Raw genomic sequence first — 19,057 nt, 5'->3', positions numbered from 1 at the left:
CGATTACAAGTCAAGGGTGGCGATTGCCGGCTCGATGTTCCGGTTTTCCGCCGGCGCCGGCATGGTCTACCGATGACGACGAGGAGGAGCCCGCCATGCCGAGCCGCGAACCGGACGATCCCCGCACCGCCATCGTCGCGGCGATGCGCGAGCTGATCTCGCTCGGCCTGAGCCAGGGGACCTCGGGCAACGTCTCCATCCGCCACGGCGACGGGTTCCTGGTGACGCCCTCAGGAATTCCGGCCGACGCCCTGCATCCGCAAGACATCGTGCCCATGTCGATGGACGGGACGCACGACCATCCCCTCGCGCCCTCGTCGGAGTGGCGCTTCCATCGGGACATCCTCGCCCGGCGTCCCGAAATCGGCGCCGTGGTTCACGCCCACCCGACCTATTGCACCGCCTTCGCCATCTGCGGCCGCGAGATTCCGGCGGTCCATTACATGATCGCGATGGCCGGCGGCCCGACCATCCGCTGCGCGCCCTACGCAGCGTTCGGCACCGAGGCCCTGTCGCGGGCCGCGCTCGCAGCGCTCGAGGACAGAACCTGCTGCCTGCTGGCCAACCACGGGATGATCGCGACGGGCCCCGACCTGCCCAAAGCGCTTTGGCTGGCGCTCGAGGTCGAGACCCTCTGCCGGCAATACGCGATCGCGCTTCAGGTCGGCGCGCCGGTGGTCCTACCCGATGACGAGATCGGGCGCATGATCGAGCGCTTCAAATCCTACGGACCTCGCAAAAAGCCGCGTGAAGGTTCCTGATCCAGCGCCGCGGCCAAGCACTATCCTGCGCAATCAGTCCTGGCGACGGCCTGCGGACGCAACAATCCGTCTTCTCGCGCCCATGCTCGGGGACAGCCCGCCGCAAATTCCGCTAGCAGTTCTGGGGTGAAGCTTGGCCCAGACGGCAGCGCTCGGGATTCAACCTGAAGTTTTGCGTCGAGAATTTCGACCTCTACTTTTGAATCCTTCAAACATTCAGGACGCTTGCTTCTGGCTCGGCGCAAACTCCTGCCTCGGCGACTGGCCCGTTACGGATTTCGTGTTCGATCGCGACTGCATATCGGTCCGGACGAAAATACGTAGTGTGCTGCCGTCTGAAATCCGGCAGGTGATTGTTTGGGCAAATTAGGCAACGGGAGCGGATCTCCCGCGACCTCTTGCGCTTTCATTTCCAACACAATAGTTGAGGTGAAGTTACGTTTGTTTCGGGCAAGCGATGCGCGTGAGTTGAACGGGGGCGCGTGGCACGGAACCCATAGTTTTCTGCGACTGGAGGTTGAGGATGACGGCTGAGCTCGATATTTCGGGGGACAACATCGAACTTGCCGCGGAGATCGTGTCCGCTTTCGTGAGCAACAACTCTCTGCCCGTGACTGAACTTCCGGCCCTCATCGCCTCGGTCCACGCGACGCTGGGGCGGCTGTCCGGTGCAAAGGCGGAGGAGAAGGCCGAGCCGCCGACGCCTGCCGTCTCGGTCAAGCGGTCGGTCACGCCGGACTACATCGTCTGCCTGGAAGACGGGAAGAAGTTCAAATCGCTGAAGCGCCACCTGCGGACGCGTTACGACATGACCCCGGACCAGTATCGGGCCAAGTGGAACCTCGCGACCGACTATCCGATGGTTGCACCGAACTACGCGGCGGCGCGCTCCGAGCTTGCCAAGAACATGGGTCTCGGCCAGCAGCGGCGCAAAGCGCGTGCCAAGACCGCATCAGCCGAGACGAAGGCTGCGCCCGCCCCCCGTCGGAAGCAGCAGGCTGCGGCCGAGGGCTGACCCGACCGTCTCGCTCCGCCGAAGCGGGGCGAGCGGCGCCCGTTCACGGCGTGCCCACAGGAATATCCACAGGGAATTCGAGGCGGCAGCGGCGGCCAGCCGCAGTGGTTCTCCCCGTCTCGAACGTGGAGCGGCACCTTCGGCGCCCGGATCATTAGAGTTCGGGCAAGGCCTGGATGCGAGTCTCTCACCCACGTCTTAGGCCCGGCCGAACGCTGCCGGACCTTGCGCTGGGATGGGAACCTGCATGTCCGGTCGGTCGAGCCTCGTCGCGCGCTTGTTCTGGACCATCGTGGCGGGCGGTGCCGCCGCCCTGTGGTTCGGGCAGCCGGCCCTGATCGCGACCGGCGCCGTCCTCGCGCTTATCCTGCTTCACCGCATCGACCGCCCGCGCCGCTTCCGCCGCCTGGTCCGCCGGCTGGCGCAGCGTCACGCCCGGACGCTCGCCCTGCGGCGGCGGCAGGAATGCTTCGTCGACGCCTACGGCAACCTGATCAGCGACGGCTGGCTGCGCGAGCGCGCCTATTTCGCCGAGCGCACGATCCTGCCGCACTTGGCCGAGCGCGGCCATGCCGAGGATGCGGAGCGCCGCTGGGAGGAGATCCTCTCGCTCGTCGAGCGGGTCGCCGCTTCCGTTCGCCTGCCCGACGAGACCGAGACGCCCGAGGACGGCGTCGCCTACGAGCGCTACTGCGCCGAACGGCTCCGCGCGGCCGGATGGGACGCCCACGCCACCCAGGCCAGCGGCGACCAGGGGGCCGACGTCGTCGCCGAATTTGGCGGCATCCGCCTCGTCGTCCAGTGCAAGCGCTACGGCAAGCCAGTGGGCAATGCCGCGGTCCAGGAGGTCGCGGCCGCCGCGCGCTACTGGTCCGGCGACATGGCGGCGGTGGTCTCGAATGCCGGCTTCACGCCGGCGGCGCGCAAGCTCTCCGCCGCGACGGGCGTGCTGCTCCTGCACCACGACGACCTCGCCGCGCTCCGCCCCGTCCGCGCCTCCGTGCGGGGAAGGCGGGAGACCGCCTCCTCGTGATCCCAGGCCCTCATTCGTCCGTGCGGACGGCCTGGCCCACGTCGATCGGCAGGCGGGACAACTTCAGATCATCGCCGGTGGGCAGGCTGCGCACGTCCCAGCCGCCGCCGATCGCGCGGATCAGCGCCACTGCGTTGGTGAAGCGGTTGAGCCGAACCTGGAGCGCCGCGACCTCGTTGTTGAGGGCGAGCGCCTGGGCGGTGATCACGGTCGTGAAGTTCTGGGTACCGGCGCGGTACTCGTTGAGCGTGATCTCGACGGCGCGGCGGGCGGAGGCCACGGCCTCGTCCTGCGCCACCTGCTGGCGGGCGAGGATGCGCACGCCGGCCAGGCCGTTCTCGACCTCGGCGAAGGCGGTGAGCACCGTCTGGCGATAGTTCGCGACGCTGGCGTCGTAGGCGGCGCGGGTGATGTCGAGCGCCGCGCTGCGGGCGCCGCCGTCGAACAGGACCTGGTTGCCGGCCGCCGTCACCGACCAGACCTGGTTCACCGCCGAGAGCAGGCCGTTGCGGGTGAGCCCCGAGATGCCGCCCGAGGCCGAGAGGGTCACGGTCGGGTAGAAGGCGGCGACGGCGACGCCGATCTGCTCGCTCTGGGCCTGCACGTTGCGCTCGGCGTTAGCGACGTCCGGCCGCCGCTCCAGGAGGTCGGAGGGGATCCCGACCGGCACGGCGGGCGGGCGGACGGGCAGGGGCGAGACCGGCAGGGAGAGCTCCGAGGGCGGCCGCCCGATCAGCGTCGCGATGGCGTGCTCGAAGGTCGCCCGCTGCAGCCCCGTCGCGATGGCCGAGGCCTGGGTCGTCTGGAGCTGCGTCTGCGCCGTGATGACGTCGGAGCGGGCGGCGACGCCGGCATTGTACTGGTTCTCCGTGATGGCCAGGCTCTTCTTGTAGGCCTCCGCCGTCTCGTTCAGCAGCTTCTGCAGCGCGTCCTGGTAGCGGAGCTGCAGGTAGTTCGTAGCAAGCTCGGCCTGGATCGCGAGGCGGACGGACGCGAGGTCGGCCGCGCTCGCCTGGGCGGTGGCGACCTCGCTCTCGATGTCCCGGCGGATGCGCCCGAACAGGTCGAGCTCCCAATTCGCCTGGCCCTGGATCGAGACGCTGGTGCGCTCGTTGCCCGCCGTCCGGGACCGGGTGATGCTGGGCGCCCCGATCACCGTCGGATAGAGCGCAGCCTGCGCCTGGGCGACGAAGGCCCTGGCCTGCCGATAGGCGGCGACGGAGGCCCGGAGGTTCTGGTTGTCCACGTCGACGAGGCGGATCAGGCGGTCGAGGGTCGGGTCCTTGAAGACCCGCCACCAATCGCCCCGCTCGGCGCCGTCGTTCGGCCTCGCCGGGCGCCAGCCCTTGCGGCTCGCGACGTAGGCCGCGCTGTCTTCGCGCATGCCCCCCTGCTTGAAGGCCAGGGGCGTCTCGACGGAGGGCCGCGAGTAGTCGGGCCCCACCATGCAGGCGCTGCCCGTGCCGGCGAGCGCGAGCGCGAGGCCCGCGCGGATTCCCTGGGCCATCCTCATTCGGCGGCCGGAAGCGGCGCCGTCCCGCCCGGCGCGGGCTTGCGGTCCCGGCGGCGCAGGCGGTCGAGATAGAGGTAGACGACGGGCGTGGTGTAGAGGGTCAGGATCTGGCTCACGATGAGGCCGCCGACGATGGCGATGCCGAGCGGCTGGCGCAGTTCGGAGCCCTCGCCGCCGGCGAGGATGAGCGGCGCCGCGCCGAGCAGCGCGGCGAGCGTTGTCATCATGATCGGCCGGAAGCGCAAGAGACAGGCCTCGAAGATCGCGTCCACCGGTTTCGCGCCGCGGGTGCGCTCCGCGTCGAGGGCGAAGTCGATCATCATGATCGCGTTCTTCTTGACGATGCCGATGAGCAGGAACACCGCGATGAGCGCGATCACCGTGAACTCGGTGCCCGAGACGAGGAGCGCCAGCAGCGCCCCGATCCCGGCCGAGGGCAGGGTGGAGAGAATCGTGATCGGATGCACGAAGCTCTCGTAGAGCACGCCGAGGATCGCGTAGATCGCGAGGATCGCGGCCAGGATCAGCAGCGGCTGGCGCGAGGCCGAGGCCTGGAAGGTCTTTGCCGTGCCGGCGAACTCGCCGTGGATCGTCGCGGGCATCCGGATCTCGGACATGGCCTGCTCGATCGCCACGGTCGCGTCGCTCAGGCTCTTGCCGGGCGCCAGGTTGAAGGAGACGGTGGTCGCCACGAACAGACCCTGGTGGCTGATCTGGACGGGCGCGTTGCCGGTCTCCAACCGCGCGAAGGCGGAGAGCGGGATCATGGTCTCGCGGCTGCTCGACACCGGCGCGCTCGACGAGGCGCCGCCCTTGCCGCCGGCGATGGCGTTGGCGGCGGCGTTGCGGGCCGCGTCGGTGGCGACGAGGGAGGGATCGGCCTCGGTCCCCGGGTCCGACGGCCCGGCGACGGTCCCGGCGACCGCGTTGGTCGTGGCCGAGCCGCGCGCCCGCCCGCCCGAGGTCGAGACGTAGATCATCTTCAGCGTCTCAGGGCTCTGGAGGTAGCGCGGCGCGATCTCCATCACGACGTGGTACTGGTTGAGCGGGTTGTAGATGGTCGAGACTTGGCGCTGGCCGAAGGCGTCGTAGAGGGTGTTGTCGATCTTGTCCGGGGTCAGGCCGTAGCGGAAGGCGGTGGGCCGGTCGATCACGAGGCGGCTTTCCAGGCCGCCCTCCTGCTGGTCGGAGGTCACGTCCGTGAAGATCGGGTTGCGCTGGAGCGCCTGGACCAGCTTCGGCGCCGCCTCGTAGAGCTCGTCCGGCGTGTCGCCCTGCAGGGTGTACTGGTACGTCGCGAAGCTCTGGCGCCCGCCCATGCGCAGGTCCTGGCGCGGGAACAGGTAGAGCCGGGCGCCCGGCACCTGCGAGAGCTTGGGCCTGAGCCGCGCCATCACCTCGGAGATCGGCGCGCGCTCGCCGAGCGGCTTGAGACCCACGAAGACGTTGGCCGAGTTGGTGCCGCGCCCGCCCGTGAAGCCGACGACGCTGACGACGGCGGGATCGGCCTGGACGATGGCGCTCGCCTGTTCCAGCTTCTGCTTCATCGCCTGGAAGGAGATGCGCTGGTCGGCCTGGATGCCGCCCATCATCTGGCCCGTGTCCTGCTCGGGGAAGAAGCCCTTGGGCACGATGACGTAGAGGTAGACGTTGAGCCCGATCGTCGCAAAGAGCGTCAGCAGCACCAGGCGGCGATGGCGCAGCGCCATCCGCAGGGTCCGCTCGTAGGCGCTCAAAGTGGCGTCGAAGGCGCCTTCCAGGGCGCGGATGAGGAGGTTTGGGCGCTGCCCCGGCACGCGCGCATGGCCCTCCGGCTTCAGGAAGAGCGCGCACATCATCGGCGTGGTGGTGAGCGACAGGACGAGCGAGATCAGGATCGAGAGCGACAGGGTGACGGCGAATTCCTCGAACAGCCGCCCGATCAGCCCGCCCATCAGGAGGATGGGGAGGAACACGGCGATGAGCGACAGGCTCATCGAGATCACCGTGAAGCCCACTTCTCGCGCGCCGATCAGGGCCGCCTCGACCCGGGGCTTGCCCATGTCGACGTGGCGCTGGATGTTCTCCAGGACGACGATGGCGTCGTCGACGACGAATCCCGTCGCGATGATCAGCGCCATCAGGGACAGGATGTTGAGGCTGTAGCCGAGCAGGTACATCGCCGAGAAGGTGCCGATGATCGAGATCGGCACCGCGATGGAGGGGATCAGCGTCGCGCGGCCCGAGCGCAGAAAGGCGAACACCACCAGCACCACGAGGGCGACCGCGATGATCAGCGTGTGCTCGGTCTCGGCGAGCGAGGCGCGGATCGTCAGGCTGCGGTCGCCGGTGATGGTGAGGTCGATGTCGCCTGGCAGCGCCGCCTGGACCTGGGGGAGGGCGGCCCGCAGGGCGTCGATGGTCTCGACGACGTTCGACCCGGGCTGCTTGTAGATGAACAGCGCGACCCCGGGCTTTCCGTTGATGAGCGCGAGGTTGCGGATGTTCTCGACGGAATCGACGACCTCGCCAACGTCGGAGAGCCGCACGCCGGCGCCGTTGCGGTAGGCCACGACGATGTCGCGGTAATCGGCCGCCACCCTGCCCTGGTCGTTGGCGTAGAGCTGGTAGCGCTGCGTCGGCGTCTCGATCGCGCCCTTCGGCGAGTTGGCATTCGCGGAAGCGAGCGCCGCGCGGATGCCTTCCAGCCCGATGCCGTAATTGAACAGGGCGGTCGGATCGAGCTGGACTCGGACGGCGGGCAGCGAGGAGCCGCTGACCTCGACGTTCCCGACGCCGGGCAGCTGGGACATCTTCTGCTGCACGATGGTGACGGCGGAATCGTAGAGCTGGCCCGGCGTCAGCGTGTTCGAGGTCAGGCCGAGGATCAGGACCGGGGAATCGGCCGGGTTGAACTTGCGGTAGGTCGGGTTCTGCCGGAGCGCCGTCGGCAGGTCGGCGCGGGCGGCGTTGATCGCGGCCTGGACCTCGCGGGCGGCCCCGTCGATGTCGCGGTTCAGGTCGAACATGAGGACGATGCGGACGCTGCCGGTCGAGCTCGTCGAGGTCATCTCGGTGACGTCGGCGATGATGCCGAGCCGCCGCTCCAGCGGCGCGGCGACGGTGGTCGCCATGGTCTCGGGCGAAGCGCCAGGCATCGCGGCCTGGACCAGGATGACGGGGAAGTCGACCTGGGGCAGCGGCGCGACGGCGAGCTTCGTGAAGGCGAAGATGCCCGCGAGGAGGATGCCGATCGTCAGCAATGTGGTGGCGATCGGGCGCCGGATGAACGGGGCGGAGACGTTCATGCGACGACCCCCATCCCGGAGCCCGGGCGCTTGGGCACGATCGCTGAAGCCTCGGAACGTCGGGAGGCCGGCCGCGGGTCCCCTCTCCTATGGGGAGAGGGACAGGGTGAGGGGCGTGCCCCATCCGGAGAGTTCGCTCCCCTCACCCCAACCCTCTCCCCCTGGGAGAGGGAGCCCGTCGCGGATCCCGCGATGAGGCGAGGCCCGCTCATGGGAGCGCCCCGCCGGCCGCGACGCCGCGGCGGCCGCTGATCCGCCGCTCGAGCCGGTCGAAGGCGAGGTAGATCACGGGCGTCGTGAACAGGGTGAGCACCTGGCTGACGATGAGGCCACCGGCGATGACGATGCCGAGCGGCTGGCGGAGTTCCGAGCCGACGCCGGTGCCGATGATCAGCGGTACCGCCGCGAACAGGGCGGCGAGCGTCGTCATCAGGATCGGGCGGAAGCGCAGGAGACAGGCCTCGAAGATGGCGTCGCGCGGGCTCATGCCGTCTTCGCGCTCGGCCTGGAGCGCGAAGTCGATCATCATGATCGCGTTCTTCTTCACGATGCCTATCAGCAGCACGATGCCGATGACGCCGATCACGTCGAGGGGCATTCCGAACAGCATGAGGCCGAGCAGGGCGCCGATGCCGGCCGAGGGCAGGGTCGAGAGGATCGTGATCGGGTGGATGAAGCTCTCGTAGAGCACGCCGAGGACGATATAGACGGTGACGATCGCCGCGAGCACCAGGAAGAGCTGGTTCGACAGGGCCGACTGGAAGGCGAAGACGGAGCCCTGCGGCACGATGCGGAAGCTCGAGGGCAGGCCGATCTCGGCGCGCACCGCCTCGATCTGCGCGACGGCGTCACCGAGCGCCGCGCCCGGGGCGAGATTGAATGATACGGTGGTCGCCGGGAACTGCCCGAGATGGCTCACGAGCAGCGGCGCGCGCCGCTCGCTGACGCGGGCGATGGCCGAGAGCGGCACCTGGCCCGAGGCCGCGGTGGACGAGGGGAGATAGATGCTCTCCAGGCTGGCGATCGACTTGTGGAGCTCCGGGTCGGCCTCGAGGATGACCCGGTACTGGCTCGATTGCGTGAAGATCGTCGAGATGATGCGCTGCCCGAAGGCGTCGTAGAGGGCGTTGTCGACGGTGGCCGGCGTGATGCCGTAGCGCCCCGCCGTCGGACGGTCGATCGTGACGTAGGCGGCCAGCCCGCTGCCCTGGAGGTCGCTCGCCACGTCCGAGAGCAGGGGCGAGCGCTGCAGCGCCTGGACGAAGCGCGGGACCCAGGTCTCGAACTCGTTGAGGTTCGGGTTCTCCAGGATGACCTGGTACTGCGTCGCGCTGACCGCGGTGTCGATGGTCAGGTCCTGAACCGGCTGCATGTAGAGCCGGATGCCGGGCACCCCCGCGACGGCTTCCTTGAGGCGGCGGATGATGGCCGGCGCCGTCTCGGTGCGATCGGCCCGCGGCGTCAGGTTGATGAGGAGGCGGCCGGAATTCAGCGTCACGTTCTGGCCGTCGACGCCGATGAACGAGGACAGGCTCGCGACGTCGGGGTCCTTGAGCAGGATCGCGGCGATCTGCTGCTGGCGCTCGGCCATCGCGGCGTAGGACACGGTCTGGTCGGCCTGGGTCACGCCCTGGATCACGCCGGTGTCCTGGACGGGGAAGAACCCCTTCGGGATCACCGCGAACAGGTAGATCGTGAGCGCCAACGTGCCGATGCTGACGACGAGCGTCAGGCCCTGATAGGCGAGGACGACGCGCAGGGCGCGGCCGTAGGCGGCGATGGTGCCCTCGGTGGCGCGGCGGCCCAGGCGCGCGAGGACGTTCTCGCGCTTCTTGGCGCGGGGCGCCTCGTGCTTGAGGAGGCGCGCGCACATCATCGGCACGAGGGTCAGCGAGACCACGCCCGAGATGACGATGGTGGCGGCCAACGTGATCGCGAATTCGTGGAACAGCCGCCCGACCACGTCGCCCATGAAGAGGAGCGGGATCAGCACCGCGAGCAGCGAGACGGTGAGCGAGATGATCGTGAAGCCGATCTCGCGCGAGCCCTTCAGCGCCGCCTCGAAGGGCGGGTCGCCCTCCTCGACGTGGCGGGCGATGTTCTCGATCACGACGATGGCGTCGTCCACGACGAAGCCGGTCGCGATGGTCAGCGCCATCAGGGAGAGGTTGTTCAGCGAGAACCCGTAGAGATCCATGATCGCGAGCGCGCCCACCAGGGAGAGCGGCACCGACAGGCTCGGGATCAGGGTCGCGGAGACGCTGCGCAGGAAGAGGAAGATCACCAGCACCACGAGGCCGATGGCGAGCGCCAGCTCGACCTGGACGTCGTGCACGGAGGCGCGGATCGTCGTGGTGCGGTCGGTGAGCGGCGTGACGGTGACGGCGGCCGGCAAGGTCGCCTGAAGCTGGGGCAGCAGCGCCTTGATCTTGTCGACGGTCGCGATGACGTTGGCGCCCGGCTGGCGCTGGATGTTGAGGATGACCGCGGGCGTCTCGTCCGCCCAGGCGCCGAGCTTCGTGTTCTCGGGGCCGTCGACCACGTCGGCGACGTCCGAGAGCTTCACCGGTGCGCCGTTCTTGTAGGCGATGATCGCGTCGTCGTAGGCCTTGGGGTCGCGGATCTGGTCGTTGGCGTTGATGGCGTAGCTCTGCGTCGGCCCGTCGATGGTGCCCTTGGGCGTGTTGACGTTGAGGTTGGCGATGGTCGTGCGCAGGTCGTCGATGTTGAGCCCATAGGCCGCGAGCGCCTTGGAATTGAAGCGCACCCGCAGCGCCGGGCGCTGGCCGCCGCCCATGCTGACGAGGCCGACGCCCGAGACCTGGGAGATCTTCTGGGCGAGCCGCGTCTCGGCGAGGTCGCGCACCTGCGTCAGCGGCAGGGTCTTGGAGGTGAGGGCCAGCGTCAGGACGGGGGCGTCGGCCGGGTTGACCTTGGCGTAGATCGGCGGCGCCGGCAGGTCGGCCGGCAGCAGGTTGCCCGCCGCGTTGATCGCCGCCTGGACCTGCTGCTCGGCGATGTCGAGGGCGAGGTCGAGGTTGAACTGCAGGGTGATGACGGAGGCGCCGGCCGAGCTCTGCGACGACATCTGGTTGAGGTTGGCGAGCTGGCCGAACTGGCGCTCCAGCGGCGCGGTCACGGCCGAGGTCATCACCTCCGGGCTGGCGCCGGGATAGAAGGTCTGCACCTGGATCGTCGGGTAATCGACGGAGGGCAGGGCCGAGACCGGCAGGTTCAGGTAGGAGACCATGCCGACGAGCAGGATCGCCACCATCATCAGCGTGGTCGCCACCGGCCGCAGGATGAAGAGCGCGGAGGGGTTCACGGGGTCGGGCCCTCCTCCCTCTGCGGGGGAGGGTGCCCGGCGGATGGGCTTTGGCTGAAGCTCAGATGATAGGATCTAGTCACGGGTTGGCCGGTCGCTGGCGGCGGCGCTCACGCTTCGGCGGCTCCTCGGCGGGGGTCTCCGGCTTCTGCGCCGCAGGCTCGGGGCTTGCCGCTGGGGTGACGGCGCCGGTCGCGCCCGCGTCGGCGGCCTGGGGCTTCGACGCCGCGGATTGAGCGTCGGCCGGCTTTGCCTCGGCCGGTTTCGGGTCCGCGATCACGCGCACGGGCGCGCCCTCGCGCAGGCGGTCGGTTCCGTCCACCACCACCCGGTCGCCGGGCGCCAGGCCCGAGAGCACGACGGTGCGCGGGCCGTCGGATTCGCCGAGCTTGATCGGGCGGACGACGACCTTGTCCCCCCCCTCCATGAGATAGACGTAAGGCCCCGGCGTGCCCCGCAGGATCGCGGCGGTGGGCACGATGGGCGCGTTGCGCACCGTGTCGACGGTGAGCTTGGCGTTGACGAACTGGTTGGGGAACAGCGTCTCGTCGTCGTTCTCGAAGACGGCGCGCAGCTTCACGGTGCCGGTCGTGGTGTCGATCTGGTTGTCGACGGTCTGCAGCTGCCCGACCGCGAGCTCGTTGGTGTCGCCCCGGTCGTAGGCCCTCACCTGCAGCTTGGCGCCTTCGCGCACGCGCTTCATCACGCGGGCGACGTCGTCCTCGGGCAGGGTGAAGATCACCGAGATCGGGCGGAGCTGCGTGACGACGACGATGTTCGTCGAGGCGGCGGTGACGTAGTTGCCCTGGTCGATCTGGCGCAGGCCGACCCGGCCCTCCACCGGCGAGGTGATCCGGGTGTAGGTGATATTGAGCTTCTGCTGGTCGACGAGGGCCTGGTCGGCGGCGACCGTGCCCTCGTTCTGCTTCACCAGGGCGGCCTGCGTGTCGACGTTCTGCTTCGAGATCGAGTCCTGCTGCGACAGGCGCTGGAAGCGGGCGAGGTCGAGCTTCGAGTTCTGCAGGAGCGCCTGGTCGCGCATGAGCTGGCCCTGGTACTGGGCGAGCTGCGCCTCGTAGGGCCGCGGGTCGATCTGGGCGAGGAAGTCGCCCTGCTTGACCATCTGCCCCTCGCGGTAGCCGATCTCGGTGAGGTAGCCGCTGATCTGCGAGCGCACGGTGACGGTGGCGAGCGGCGTCACGGTGCCGAGGCCGGACAGGACGATGGGAACGTCGCCCGTCGTCACCGTCGCGATCCCGACGGCCTGGGCCGGATCGCCGCCGCGACCGCCGCGGCCCTTGCCCCGCGCCGGCGCGGCCTCGCCAGCCGTCTCGGCCTTCGGGACATAGTAGGTGCGATAGGCATACCAGCCGGCGCCGGCGATCACCGCGAGCAGGATGAGCCAGAGCAGACCACGGCCCCGACGCGGCGCGACCACCGGAGCTTCGACGGGAAACTCTCGCGCGGTCTCCGTCCGGATGGGTGAGCTCTCGTTCATTCCCTGAAATCCGACCGCCTCAGGCCCGCGGCCCCGGGAGCGTCCGGGCGACGGCCGAGACGCCCGCCGCCCAACGCGGAGCATAGGCCGATCGATGCGCGTTCGCTTGAATCATTCCACGTTGTCCCGGGGAAACGGACTTCGCCCACCGTCCAATCGCTCTGAGATGGGGGCTGGACGCCTCGCGCGACACTCTCCTCCGATGTCGCAGGACGACAGGCCGATCCGGACCCACTCTGAGGTCTGCGGACCCTGCCGACGCAATGCGTCGCCAGTGCGGCACCCAGGTTTCTCCTCGGTTGCTGCCGGTCCCGCTCAGGAGCGTTCGAGGGATCGATAGAACCGGATGACGTCGCGGAACGCCTCGTCGACCGGCTCCACCGGAAGTCCAAGCCGGAGCGCCACGCCGAGGAGGGCGACCGCGGCGGCAAGGAGGGCGCAAAGGCGGGTCGACACGATCTGGTATCCGGGCGCGGCGTGAGCTGCCGGGTAGCGCCGGGGCTCGGTCGGGGCAAGGCGCGCAAACCAAAAGGCCGCCCCTTTTGGGACGGCCTTGAGAACGACCGGAGCGGTACGCCGCAGGAACAGAACGAGGGGGCGGAGTCCCGTTCGAGCGCTCGCCGCTCCAGCCGTGCTTTTAGGGATAAGTCACGCATGATGATTGTCAACAATCGTCAGGCGTCGGCGCCGATTCGCCGTCGCGGGGGCGTGCGCTCCCGCACATTTCATGCGGGCCGCCCCACGTGTTACGCGTGACCGGTGACGCATGGCCGGCGCCGCCTCGGCCGTCGGTACGGACCCGCCGCAAGCCCCTGCATGAACCCGATCTTCTCCACCCTGCCGACGACCGTGTTCGAGGCGATGTCGAGCCTCGCCCGTGAGTTCGGGGCGATCAATCTCGGGCAGGGCTTCCCGGACGATCCGGGGCCGGAGGACGTGCGGATTCGCGCAGCCGAGGCGTTGCGGGACGGCTTCAATCAGTATCCCTCGATGATGGGCCTGCCGGTGCTGCGCCGGGCGATCGCCGACCATTACGCCCGCCATCAGGGCCTCGACCTCGAGGCGGAGAGCGAGGTCATGGTCACCTCCGGCGCGACGGAGGCGCTGGCCGCCGCGCTGCTCGGTCTGATCGCGCCGGGCGACGAGGTGATCGTCCTGGAGCCCGCCTACGACGCCTACCTGCCGCTGATCCGGCAGGCCGGCGGCATCCCCCGCATCGTGAGGCTGACGCCGCCGGATTTCGGCCTCGACGAGGCGGCGCTCCGGGCAGCCTTCTCGGAAAGGACGCGGGCGATCGTCCTCAACAACCCGCTCAACCCGACGGCCACGATCTTTCCCGACACCGACCTTGCCCTGCTCGCCCGGCTCTGCGTGGAGCACGAGGTCATCGCCATCTGCGACGAGGTCTGGGAGCATCTCGTCTTCGACGGGCGCAGGCATACTCCGCTGATGGGCCTGCCCGGCATGCGCGGGCGCACGGTCAAGATCGGTTCGGCCGGCAAGATCTTCAGCCTCACGGGCTGGAAGGTCGGCTTCGTGATGGCGAGCCCGCCCCTGCTGCGGGTCGTCGCCAAGGCGCACCAATTCCTCGCCTTCACGACACCGCCGAATCTCCAGGAGGGCGTGGCCTACGGCCTGGGCAAGGCGGACGCCTATTTCGTCGGGATGCGCCGGGCCTATGCCCGTTCGCGCGACCGCCTCGCCGCTGGCTTGCGCGATCTCGGAATTGCGGTCCTGCCGTCGCAGGCGACCTATTTCCTCAACATCGACGTCGCGCCGCTGGGCTTTGCCGACGACGCGGCCTTCTGCGAGGCCCTGGTCCGTGAGCACGGCGTCGCCGCGATCCCCGTCAGCGCCTTCTACTCGCAGGACCCGGTGCGAAACGTCGTGCGGCTGTGCTTTGCCAAGAGCAACGCCACGCTCGACGCGGCGCTCGATCGGCTCGCCGGACTGGCCCGGAAGGCGGCCTGATGCGCGCCGGACCGGGAGTCGCGCTTGCGGGGCGCGGGAGCGGGGGCCACATCCTGCTCCATGAGCACGACGCGAGACCCTCGGAGCCCCGCGATGGCCTTCACGCAGACCGGCACCGCACAGCCCTTTCCCCTCACCGACAACAGCCGCGAGGCGAGCCTGCTGCGCCTGGAGCAGCTCGCCCACCTCATGGACAGCGCCTTCGTCATCCCCGGGCTCAACCGGCGCATCGGGCTCGACTCGGTGATGGGCCTGGTGCCGGTGATCGGCGACGTCGCCGGCATGCTGCTCTCGTCCTACATCGTCTACGAGGCGCGCCGTCTCGGCGTGCCGAAATGGCTGCTGGCGCGGATGGCGCTGAACGTCGCCTTCGACGGCGTCGTCGGTTCGGTGCCGCTGGCGGGCGACATCTTCGACGCGGCCTTCAAGGCCAACCGCCGCAACGTCCGCCTGCTGCGCCGCCACCTGGAGCGGCACGGCGGGGTTCGGCCGAACGAGATCGAGGGCACCGCCGTGCGCCTCGACTGAGGCTCACGACGGACGCCGGGGGAGGGCGCCCTTGAACGAGATCGCCCGCCCCATCGCCGCCGAATCCACGGCGGTCGGATCGCCTCCGGTCACGGCGGGTCGCGGATTGTCGCCGCTGAACCGGCGGCGCCTCGCGAATTTCCGGCGCAACCGCCTCGGCTTCTGGTCCTTCGTGATCTTCGCCGCGCTGTTCGTCCTCAGCCTGTTCGCCGAGTTCATCGCCAACGACCGCCCGATCTTCGTCTCCTACAAGGGCGAGTGGCTGTTCCCCGTCCTCGTCGACTACCCGGACGAGAAGTTCGGCGGCTTCTACGCGCGGCCCGACTACCGCTCGGCCGAGACCCGCAAGGAGATCGCCGATCACGGCTTCGCGGTCTGGCCCCCGATCCCGTACTCCTACGACACCATCATCAACGGGCTGCCGACGCCTTCGCCCTCGCCGCCGACCTGGCTCCTCACGGAGGAGCAGTGCCGGCCCGTCGCGGAGCGCACCGGCGGCAAGGGCTGCGCCGACGTCGAGTGGAACTGGCTCGGCACCGACAACACGGCCCGCGACGTGCTGGCCCGCATCATCTACGGCTTCCGCATCTCGGTATTGTTCGGGCTGATCCTGGCGCTGGTCTCCTCGGTGATCGGAGTCATCGCCGGCGCGGTCCAGGGCTATTTCGGCGGCTGGGTCGACCTCGCGCTGCAGCGCTTCATCGAGGTCTGGAGCGCGATCCCGACGCTCTACCTGATCATCATCATCTCGGCCTTCATCGCGCCGGGCTTCTTCGTGCTGCTCGGCATCCTGCTCCTGTTCTCCTGGGTGGCCCTCGTCGGGGTGGTCCGCGCCGAGTTCCTGCGCGCCCGCAACTTCGAGTACGTCCGCGCCGCCCGGGCGCTCGGCCTCTCGAACGTGCGCATCATGAGCCGGCACCTCCTGCCGAACGCCATGGTGGCGACGCTGACCTTCCTGCCCTTCATCCTGAACGGCTCGATCTCGACCCTGACCTCGCTGGATTTCCTCGGCTTCGGCCTGCCGCCCGGCTCGGCCTCCCTGGGCGAGCTGCTGGCGCAAGGCAAGGACAACATCCAGGCGCCCTGGCTCGGGCTCACCGGCTTCCTGGTCGTCGCCGTGATGCTGAGCCTGCTCATCTTCGCCGGCGAGGCGGTGCGCGACGCCTTCGACCCGCGCAAGACCTTCACCTGACGCCCTTGCCGCGGGTCGGGACGTCGCCCGAGCGTGAAGACCCGGCTCAACTGAATGCAAAATTATGATTGCGGCGGCACCGGCCCAGGACAGTAATTTTCTTTCCGAAGGCAATAAGTTTTCTTCAAATTCAGCAACGTCCCGCGCCTTCATCACCAAAGCAGCTTCGAATAATCCTGCCGCATCGCAAGAACGTCGTCGCTGCGGCGCAATAAGTCGCACCTTGCCCTTGCGACGCTTGTGCTTGGACTTTACGCTCCGCCCGATTGCGAGAAGAGGACTTCCTCCGCGGCGACCTCGGCAGGGCCTGCCGACGCGCGCCGATCGCGGAAGCCGGGTCGGGGAACGCCTTCGTGAAGAAGAACAAGGTCATCAGCGCCGACGAGGCGATCGCGCTCATCCGGCAGAACGACGTCGTCACCACGACGGGGTTCGTGCAGAGCTGCATCCCCGAGGCCCTGCACGCGGCATTGGAGAAGCGCTTCGTCGAGACCGGATCGCCGCGCGGGCTCACCCTGATCATGACGGCGGGGGCGGGCGACAGCAAAGGGCTCGGCACCGGGCGGCTGCATCACGACGGGCTGCTCACGCGCGTCATCGCCGCCAATTTCGGCCGGATGCCGAAGGTCGCCAAGGCGGCGCAGGAGAACAAGATCCGCGGCTACAACCTCCCGCAGGGCGTGATCTCGCAGCTCTACCGGGCCTGCGCCGCGGGCCAGCCCGGCCTGTTCTCGAAGGTGGGGCTGCAGACCTACGTCGATCCCCGCTACGGCGGCGCCAAGGTCAACACGCTGACGACCGACGACATCGTCAAGCTCGTCGAGGTCGATGGCGAGGAATGGCTGTTCTACACGGCCACCAAGATCGACGTCGCCTTCATCCGCGGCACCTCGGCCGACCCCTCGGGCAACATCTCCTTCGAGAAGGAGGCACTGACGCTGGATTGCCTCGCCCAGGCGATGGCGGCGCGCAACAACGGCGGCATCGTGATCGCGCAGGTGGAGCGTATCGTCGATGACGGCTTCCTCCTGCCCAAGGACGTGCGGGTGCCCGGCATCCTCGTCGATTGCGTGGTGGTGGCCGAGCCGGAGATGCACCGCATGAATTACGGCGTGCAGCACGACGCGGCGCTCGCCGGGCAGATCCGCGTGCCGGTGGCCGGCATGAGGAAGATGAAGCTCGACGCCCGCAAGGTCATCGCGCGGCGCGCGGCCTTCGAGCTGCCGCCGAACGGGGTCGTCAATCTCGGCGTCGGCGCGCCCGAGGGCATCGCGGCGGTGGCGAACGAGGAGAAGATCACCCCCTACATCACCCTGACGACGGAGGCCGGCGCGGTCGGCGGCGTGCTCGCCTCGGGCTCGAGCTTCGGCTCGGCGACGAACGCCGATTGCGTCATCGACCAGAACCAGATGTTCGACTTCTACGACGGCGGCGGCCTCGACATGACCTGCCTCGGCATGGCCGAGTGCGACGCGCTCGGCAACGTCAACACCAGCATGTTCGGCGGGCGCCTCAACGGCTGTGGGGGCTTCATCAACATCAGCCAGAACGCGCGTAGCGTCGTCTTCGCCGGCACCTTCACGGTCGGCGGCCTCGAGGTCGAGGTCGACGACGGCAAGGTCCGGATCGTCCAGGAAGGCAAGTCGCAGAAGTTCGTAAGCCAAGTGGAGCAGAACACCTTCAGCGGACCCTACGCCCAGAGCCGATCGCAGCCGGTCCTCTACGTGACCGAGCGCTGCGTCTTCCAGCTCACCGGAGACGGGCTCGAGCTCATCGAGGTGGCGCCGGGCATCGACATCGAGCGGGACATCCTGCCCCACATGGCCTTCAAGCCGATCATCCGGAACCCGGTCCCGATGGACGCCCGCATCTTCCGGGACGAGCCGATGGAGTTGGTCGCCGACCTGCTCAACCTCAACCTGAGCGACCGCGTCAGCTACGATGCCGAGCGCAACATCCTCTTCATCAACCTCGAAGGCTGGTACTGCCGGGTCAAAAGCGACCTCGACGACCTGCGCATGGCCATCGTCGACGTCTGCCGGAAGGCCGGGCAGCGGGTCCATTCCGTGGTCAACCACGACGGCTTCCGCATCAACGAGAACCTCTACGACGATTATGCCGGCATGGTGCAGTACCTGCTCGCCAACTACTACGTCTCGACGACGCGCTACGCGACGAGCGCCTTCCTGCGCCTGAAGATGGAGGAGGCGCTCAGTCGCCGCGGTCTTGCCCCTCACGTCTTCGAGCGCAAGGAGGACGCGCAAGCCTTCCTCGAAGGCACGGACCGGAAGGTGCGGCGGATCTCGCCGGCGGTGGCCTCCGCTGCCTGACGGGATTTCTGATCGATCGCTTCGATGGCCTCACGGCCGCCTTTTCTCGGACGGGTGGAGCGTCGGCGGAGTCCGGTCCGGGAGCCTGCGCAGGGCACCGCGAGGCGTCGGAATTCAGCGCCGTCGATCAGGGGCCGCTGACGCGGCCTGTCTACTCGCCGGATCCCGGATCACCTTCCGCTGACGCTCCACGCGTCGGGGACAGGACCGCGAGACCCAAGCGATCGGGCAGAAACCTGATGGGGAGCGCAAGAAGAAGGTCGAAGTCCGAAGACTCCGACCTCCTGGCAGAACAGATGCCGTATTGGATGGCTCAGGAACCGAACTGCGAGCCGAGCTGCTCCAGGTATTCGGCGAGGTCGACGCCGCCGACCTGCTTGCCGTAATCGAAGCGCATGCCCTGGCGGATGTTGACGCTGCTGCTCTTGGTCGTGAGCTTGAACGGCTTCACGCAGATCCAGGCGCCGTCGCGACGATGCTCGAAGTAGTTCAGAATCTCATGCTTGGCCATGGCAGCCTCTCAGGCGGGTCGATTCCATAACGGTCGACGCCGTGATTGGTTCACCAATGGGCCAGCGGGATTGAAAATCGATTAAGGTAAAGA

The 19,057-nt window shown here is 68.6% G+C and carries 13 protein-coding genes; 7 read left to right on the top strand and 6 right to left on the bottom strand.

Annotated elements, in window-relative coordinates:
- Positions 1–95: 95 nt before the first annotated feature.
- From MFF55_RS03680 to MFF55_RS03670, 3 genes are all read left to right on the top strand, one after another.
- The gene (locus MFF55_RS03680) at positions 96–761 is read left to right on the top strand and encodes a class II aldolase/adducin family protein (RefSeq protein ID WP_238242730.1); all 666 of its coding nucleotides are present in this window, start codon (positions 96–98) and stop codon (positions 759–761) included.
- Between the two features lie 523 nt (positions 762–1,284).
- The gene (locus MFF55_RS03675) at positions 1,285–1,776 is read left to right on the top strand and encodes a Ros/MucR family transcriptional regulator (RefSeq protein ID WP_238242729.1); all 492 of its coding nucleotides are present in this window, start codon (positions 1,285–1,287) and stop codon (positions 1,774–1,776) included.
- 247 nt (positions 1,777–2,023) lie between these two features.
- On the top strand, positions 2,024–2,809 hold the full coding sequence (locus MFF55_RS03670; protein ID WP_238242728.1) for a restriction endonuclease: 786 nt from the start codon (positions 2,024–2,026) through the stop codon (positions 2,807–2,809).
- 10 nt (positions 2,810–2,819) lie between these two features.
- On the opposite strand, the gene MFF55_RS03665 is transcribed toward MFF55_RS03670, so the two are convergent.
- The 5 genes from MFF55_RS03665 to MFF55_RS03645 all read right to left on the bottom strand — a co-directional run bounded on the left by MFF55_RS03665 (position 2,820) and on the right by MFF55_RS03645 (position 12,888).
- Positions 2,820–4,316 (bottom strand): efflux transporter outer membrane subunit, encoded by a 1,497-nt coding sequence (locus MFF55_RS03665; RefSeq protein ID WP_238242727.1) that lies wholly within the window; start codon positions 4,314–4,316, stop codon positions 2,820–2,822.
- Positions 4,317–4,318: 2 nt separating this feature from the next.
- Positions 4,319–7,609, bottom strand: coding sequence for an efflux RND transporter permease subunit (locus tag MFF55_RS03660; protein ID WP_238242726.1), 3,291 nt, complete (start codon positions 7,607–7,609; stop codon positions 4,319–4,321).
- Positions 7,610–7,817: 208 nt separating this feature from the next.
- Positions 7,818–10,934, bottom strand: coding sequence for an MdtB/MuxB family multidrug efflux RND transporter permease subunit (locus tag MFF55_RS03655; protein WP_238242725.1), 3,117 nt, complete (start codon positions 10,932–10,934; stop codon positions 7,818–7,820).
- 79 nt (positions 10,935–11,013) lie between these two features.
- Positions 11,014–12,432: an MdtA/MuxA family multidrug efflux RND transporter periplasmic adaptor subunit gene (locus tag MFF55_RS03650; protein ID WP_238242724.1), complete on the bottom strand. Its 1,419-nt coding sequence runs from the start codon at positions 12,430–12,432 to the stop codon at positions 11,014–11,016.
- 315 nt (positions 12,433–12,747) lie between these two features.
- Positions 12,748–12,888 carry a hypothetical protein gene (locus MFF55_RS03645; protein ID WP_238242723.1) on the bottom strand — a complete coding sequence of 47 codons (141 nt, stop codon included), beginning with the start codon at positions 12,886–12,888 and terminating at the stop codon, positions 12,748–12,750.
- A gap of 360 nt (positions 12,889–13,248) precedes the next feature.
- Between MFF55_RS03645 and MFF55_RS03640 the strand changes: the two genes are divergently transcribed.
- From MFF55_RS03640 to MFF55_RS03625, 4 genes are all read left to right on the top strand, one after another.
- The gene (locus MFF55_RS03640; RefSeq protein WP_238242722.1) at positions 13,249–14,403 is read left to right on the top strand and encodes an aminotransferase; all 1,155 of its coding nucleotides are present in this window, start codon (positions 13,249–13,251) and stop codon (positions 14,401–14,403) included.
- Between the two features lie 93 nt (positions 14,404–14,496).
- Positions 14,497–14,931, top strand: coding sequence for a DUF4112 domain-containing protein (locus MFF55_RS03635; protein WP_238242721.1), 435 nt, complete (start codon positions 14,497–14,499; stop codon positions 14,929–14,931).
- Between the two features lie 31 nt (positions 14,932–14,962).
- Positions 14,963–16,123, top strand: a complete 1,161-nt coding sequence (locus MFF55_RS03630) for an ABC transporter permease (RefSeq protein ID WP_373874710.1) — start codon at positions 14,963–14,965, stop codon at positions 16,121–16,123.
- A 353-nt stretch (positions 16,124–16,476) separates the two neighbouring features.
- Entirely contained in the window at positions 16,477–18,453 is a 1,977-nt protein-coding gene (locus MFF55_RS03625) for an acyl CoA:acetate/3-ketoacid CoA transferase (RefSeq protein ID WP_238242720.1), read from the top strand.
- A 313-nt stretch (positions 18,454–18,766) separates the two neighbouring features.
- On the opposite strand, the gene MFF55_RS03620 is transcribed toward MFF55_RS03625, so the two are convergent.
- Entirely contained in the window at positions 18,767–18,964 is a 198-nt protein-coding gene (locus MFF55_RS03620) for a hypothetical protein (RefSeq protein ID WP_238242719.1), read from the bottom strand.
- Positions 18,965–19,057 lie beyond the last annotated feature (93 nt).

It is taken from the genome of Methylobacterium iners, assembly GCF_022179305.1.
Classification (GTDB): Bacteria; Pseudomonadota; Alphaproteobacteria; order Rhizobiales; family Beijerinckiaceae; genus Methylobacterium; species Methylobacterium iners.
Note: the sequence above shows the minus strand (reverse complement) of the source record. Positions and strands in the feature narration are given on the sequence as shown.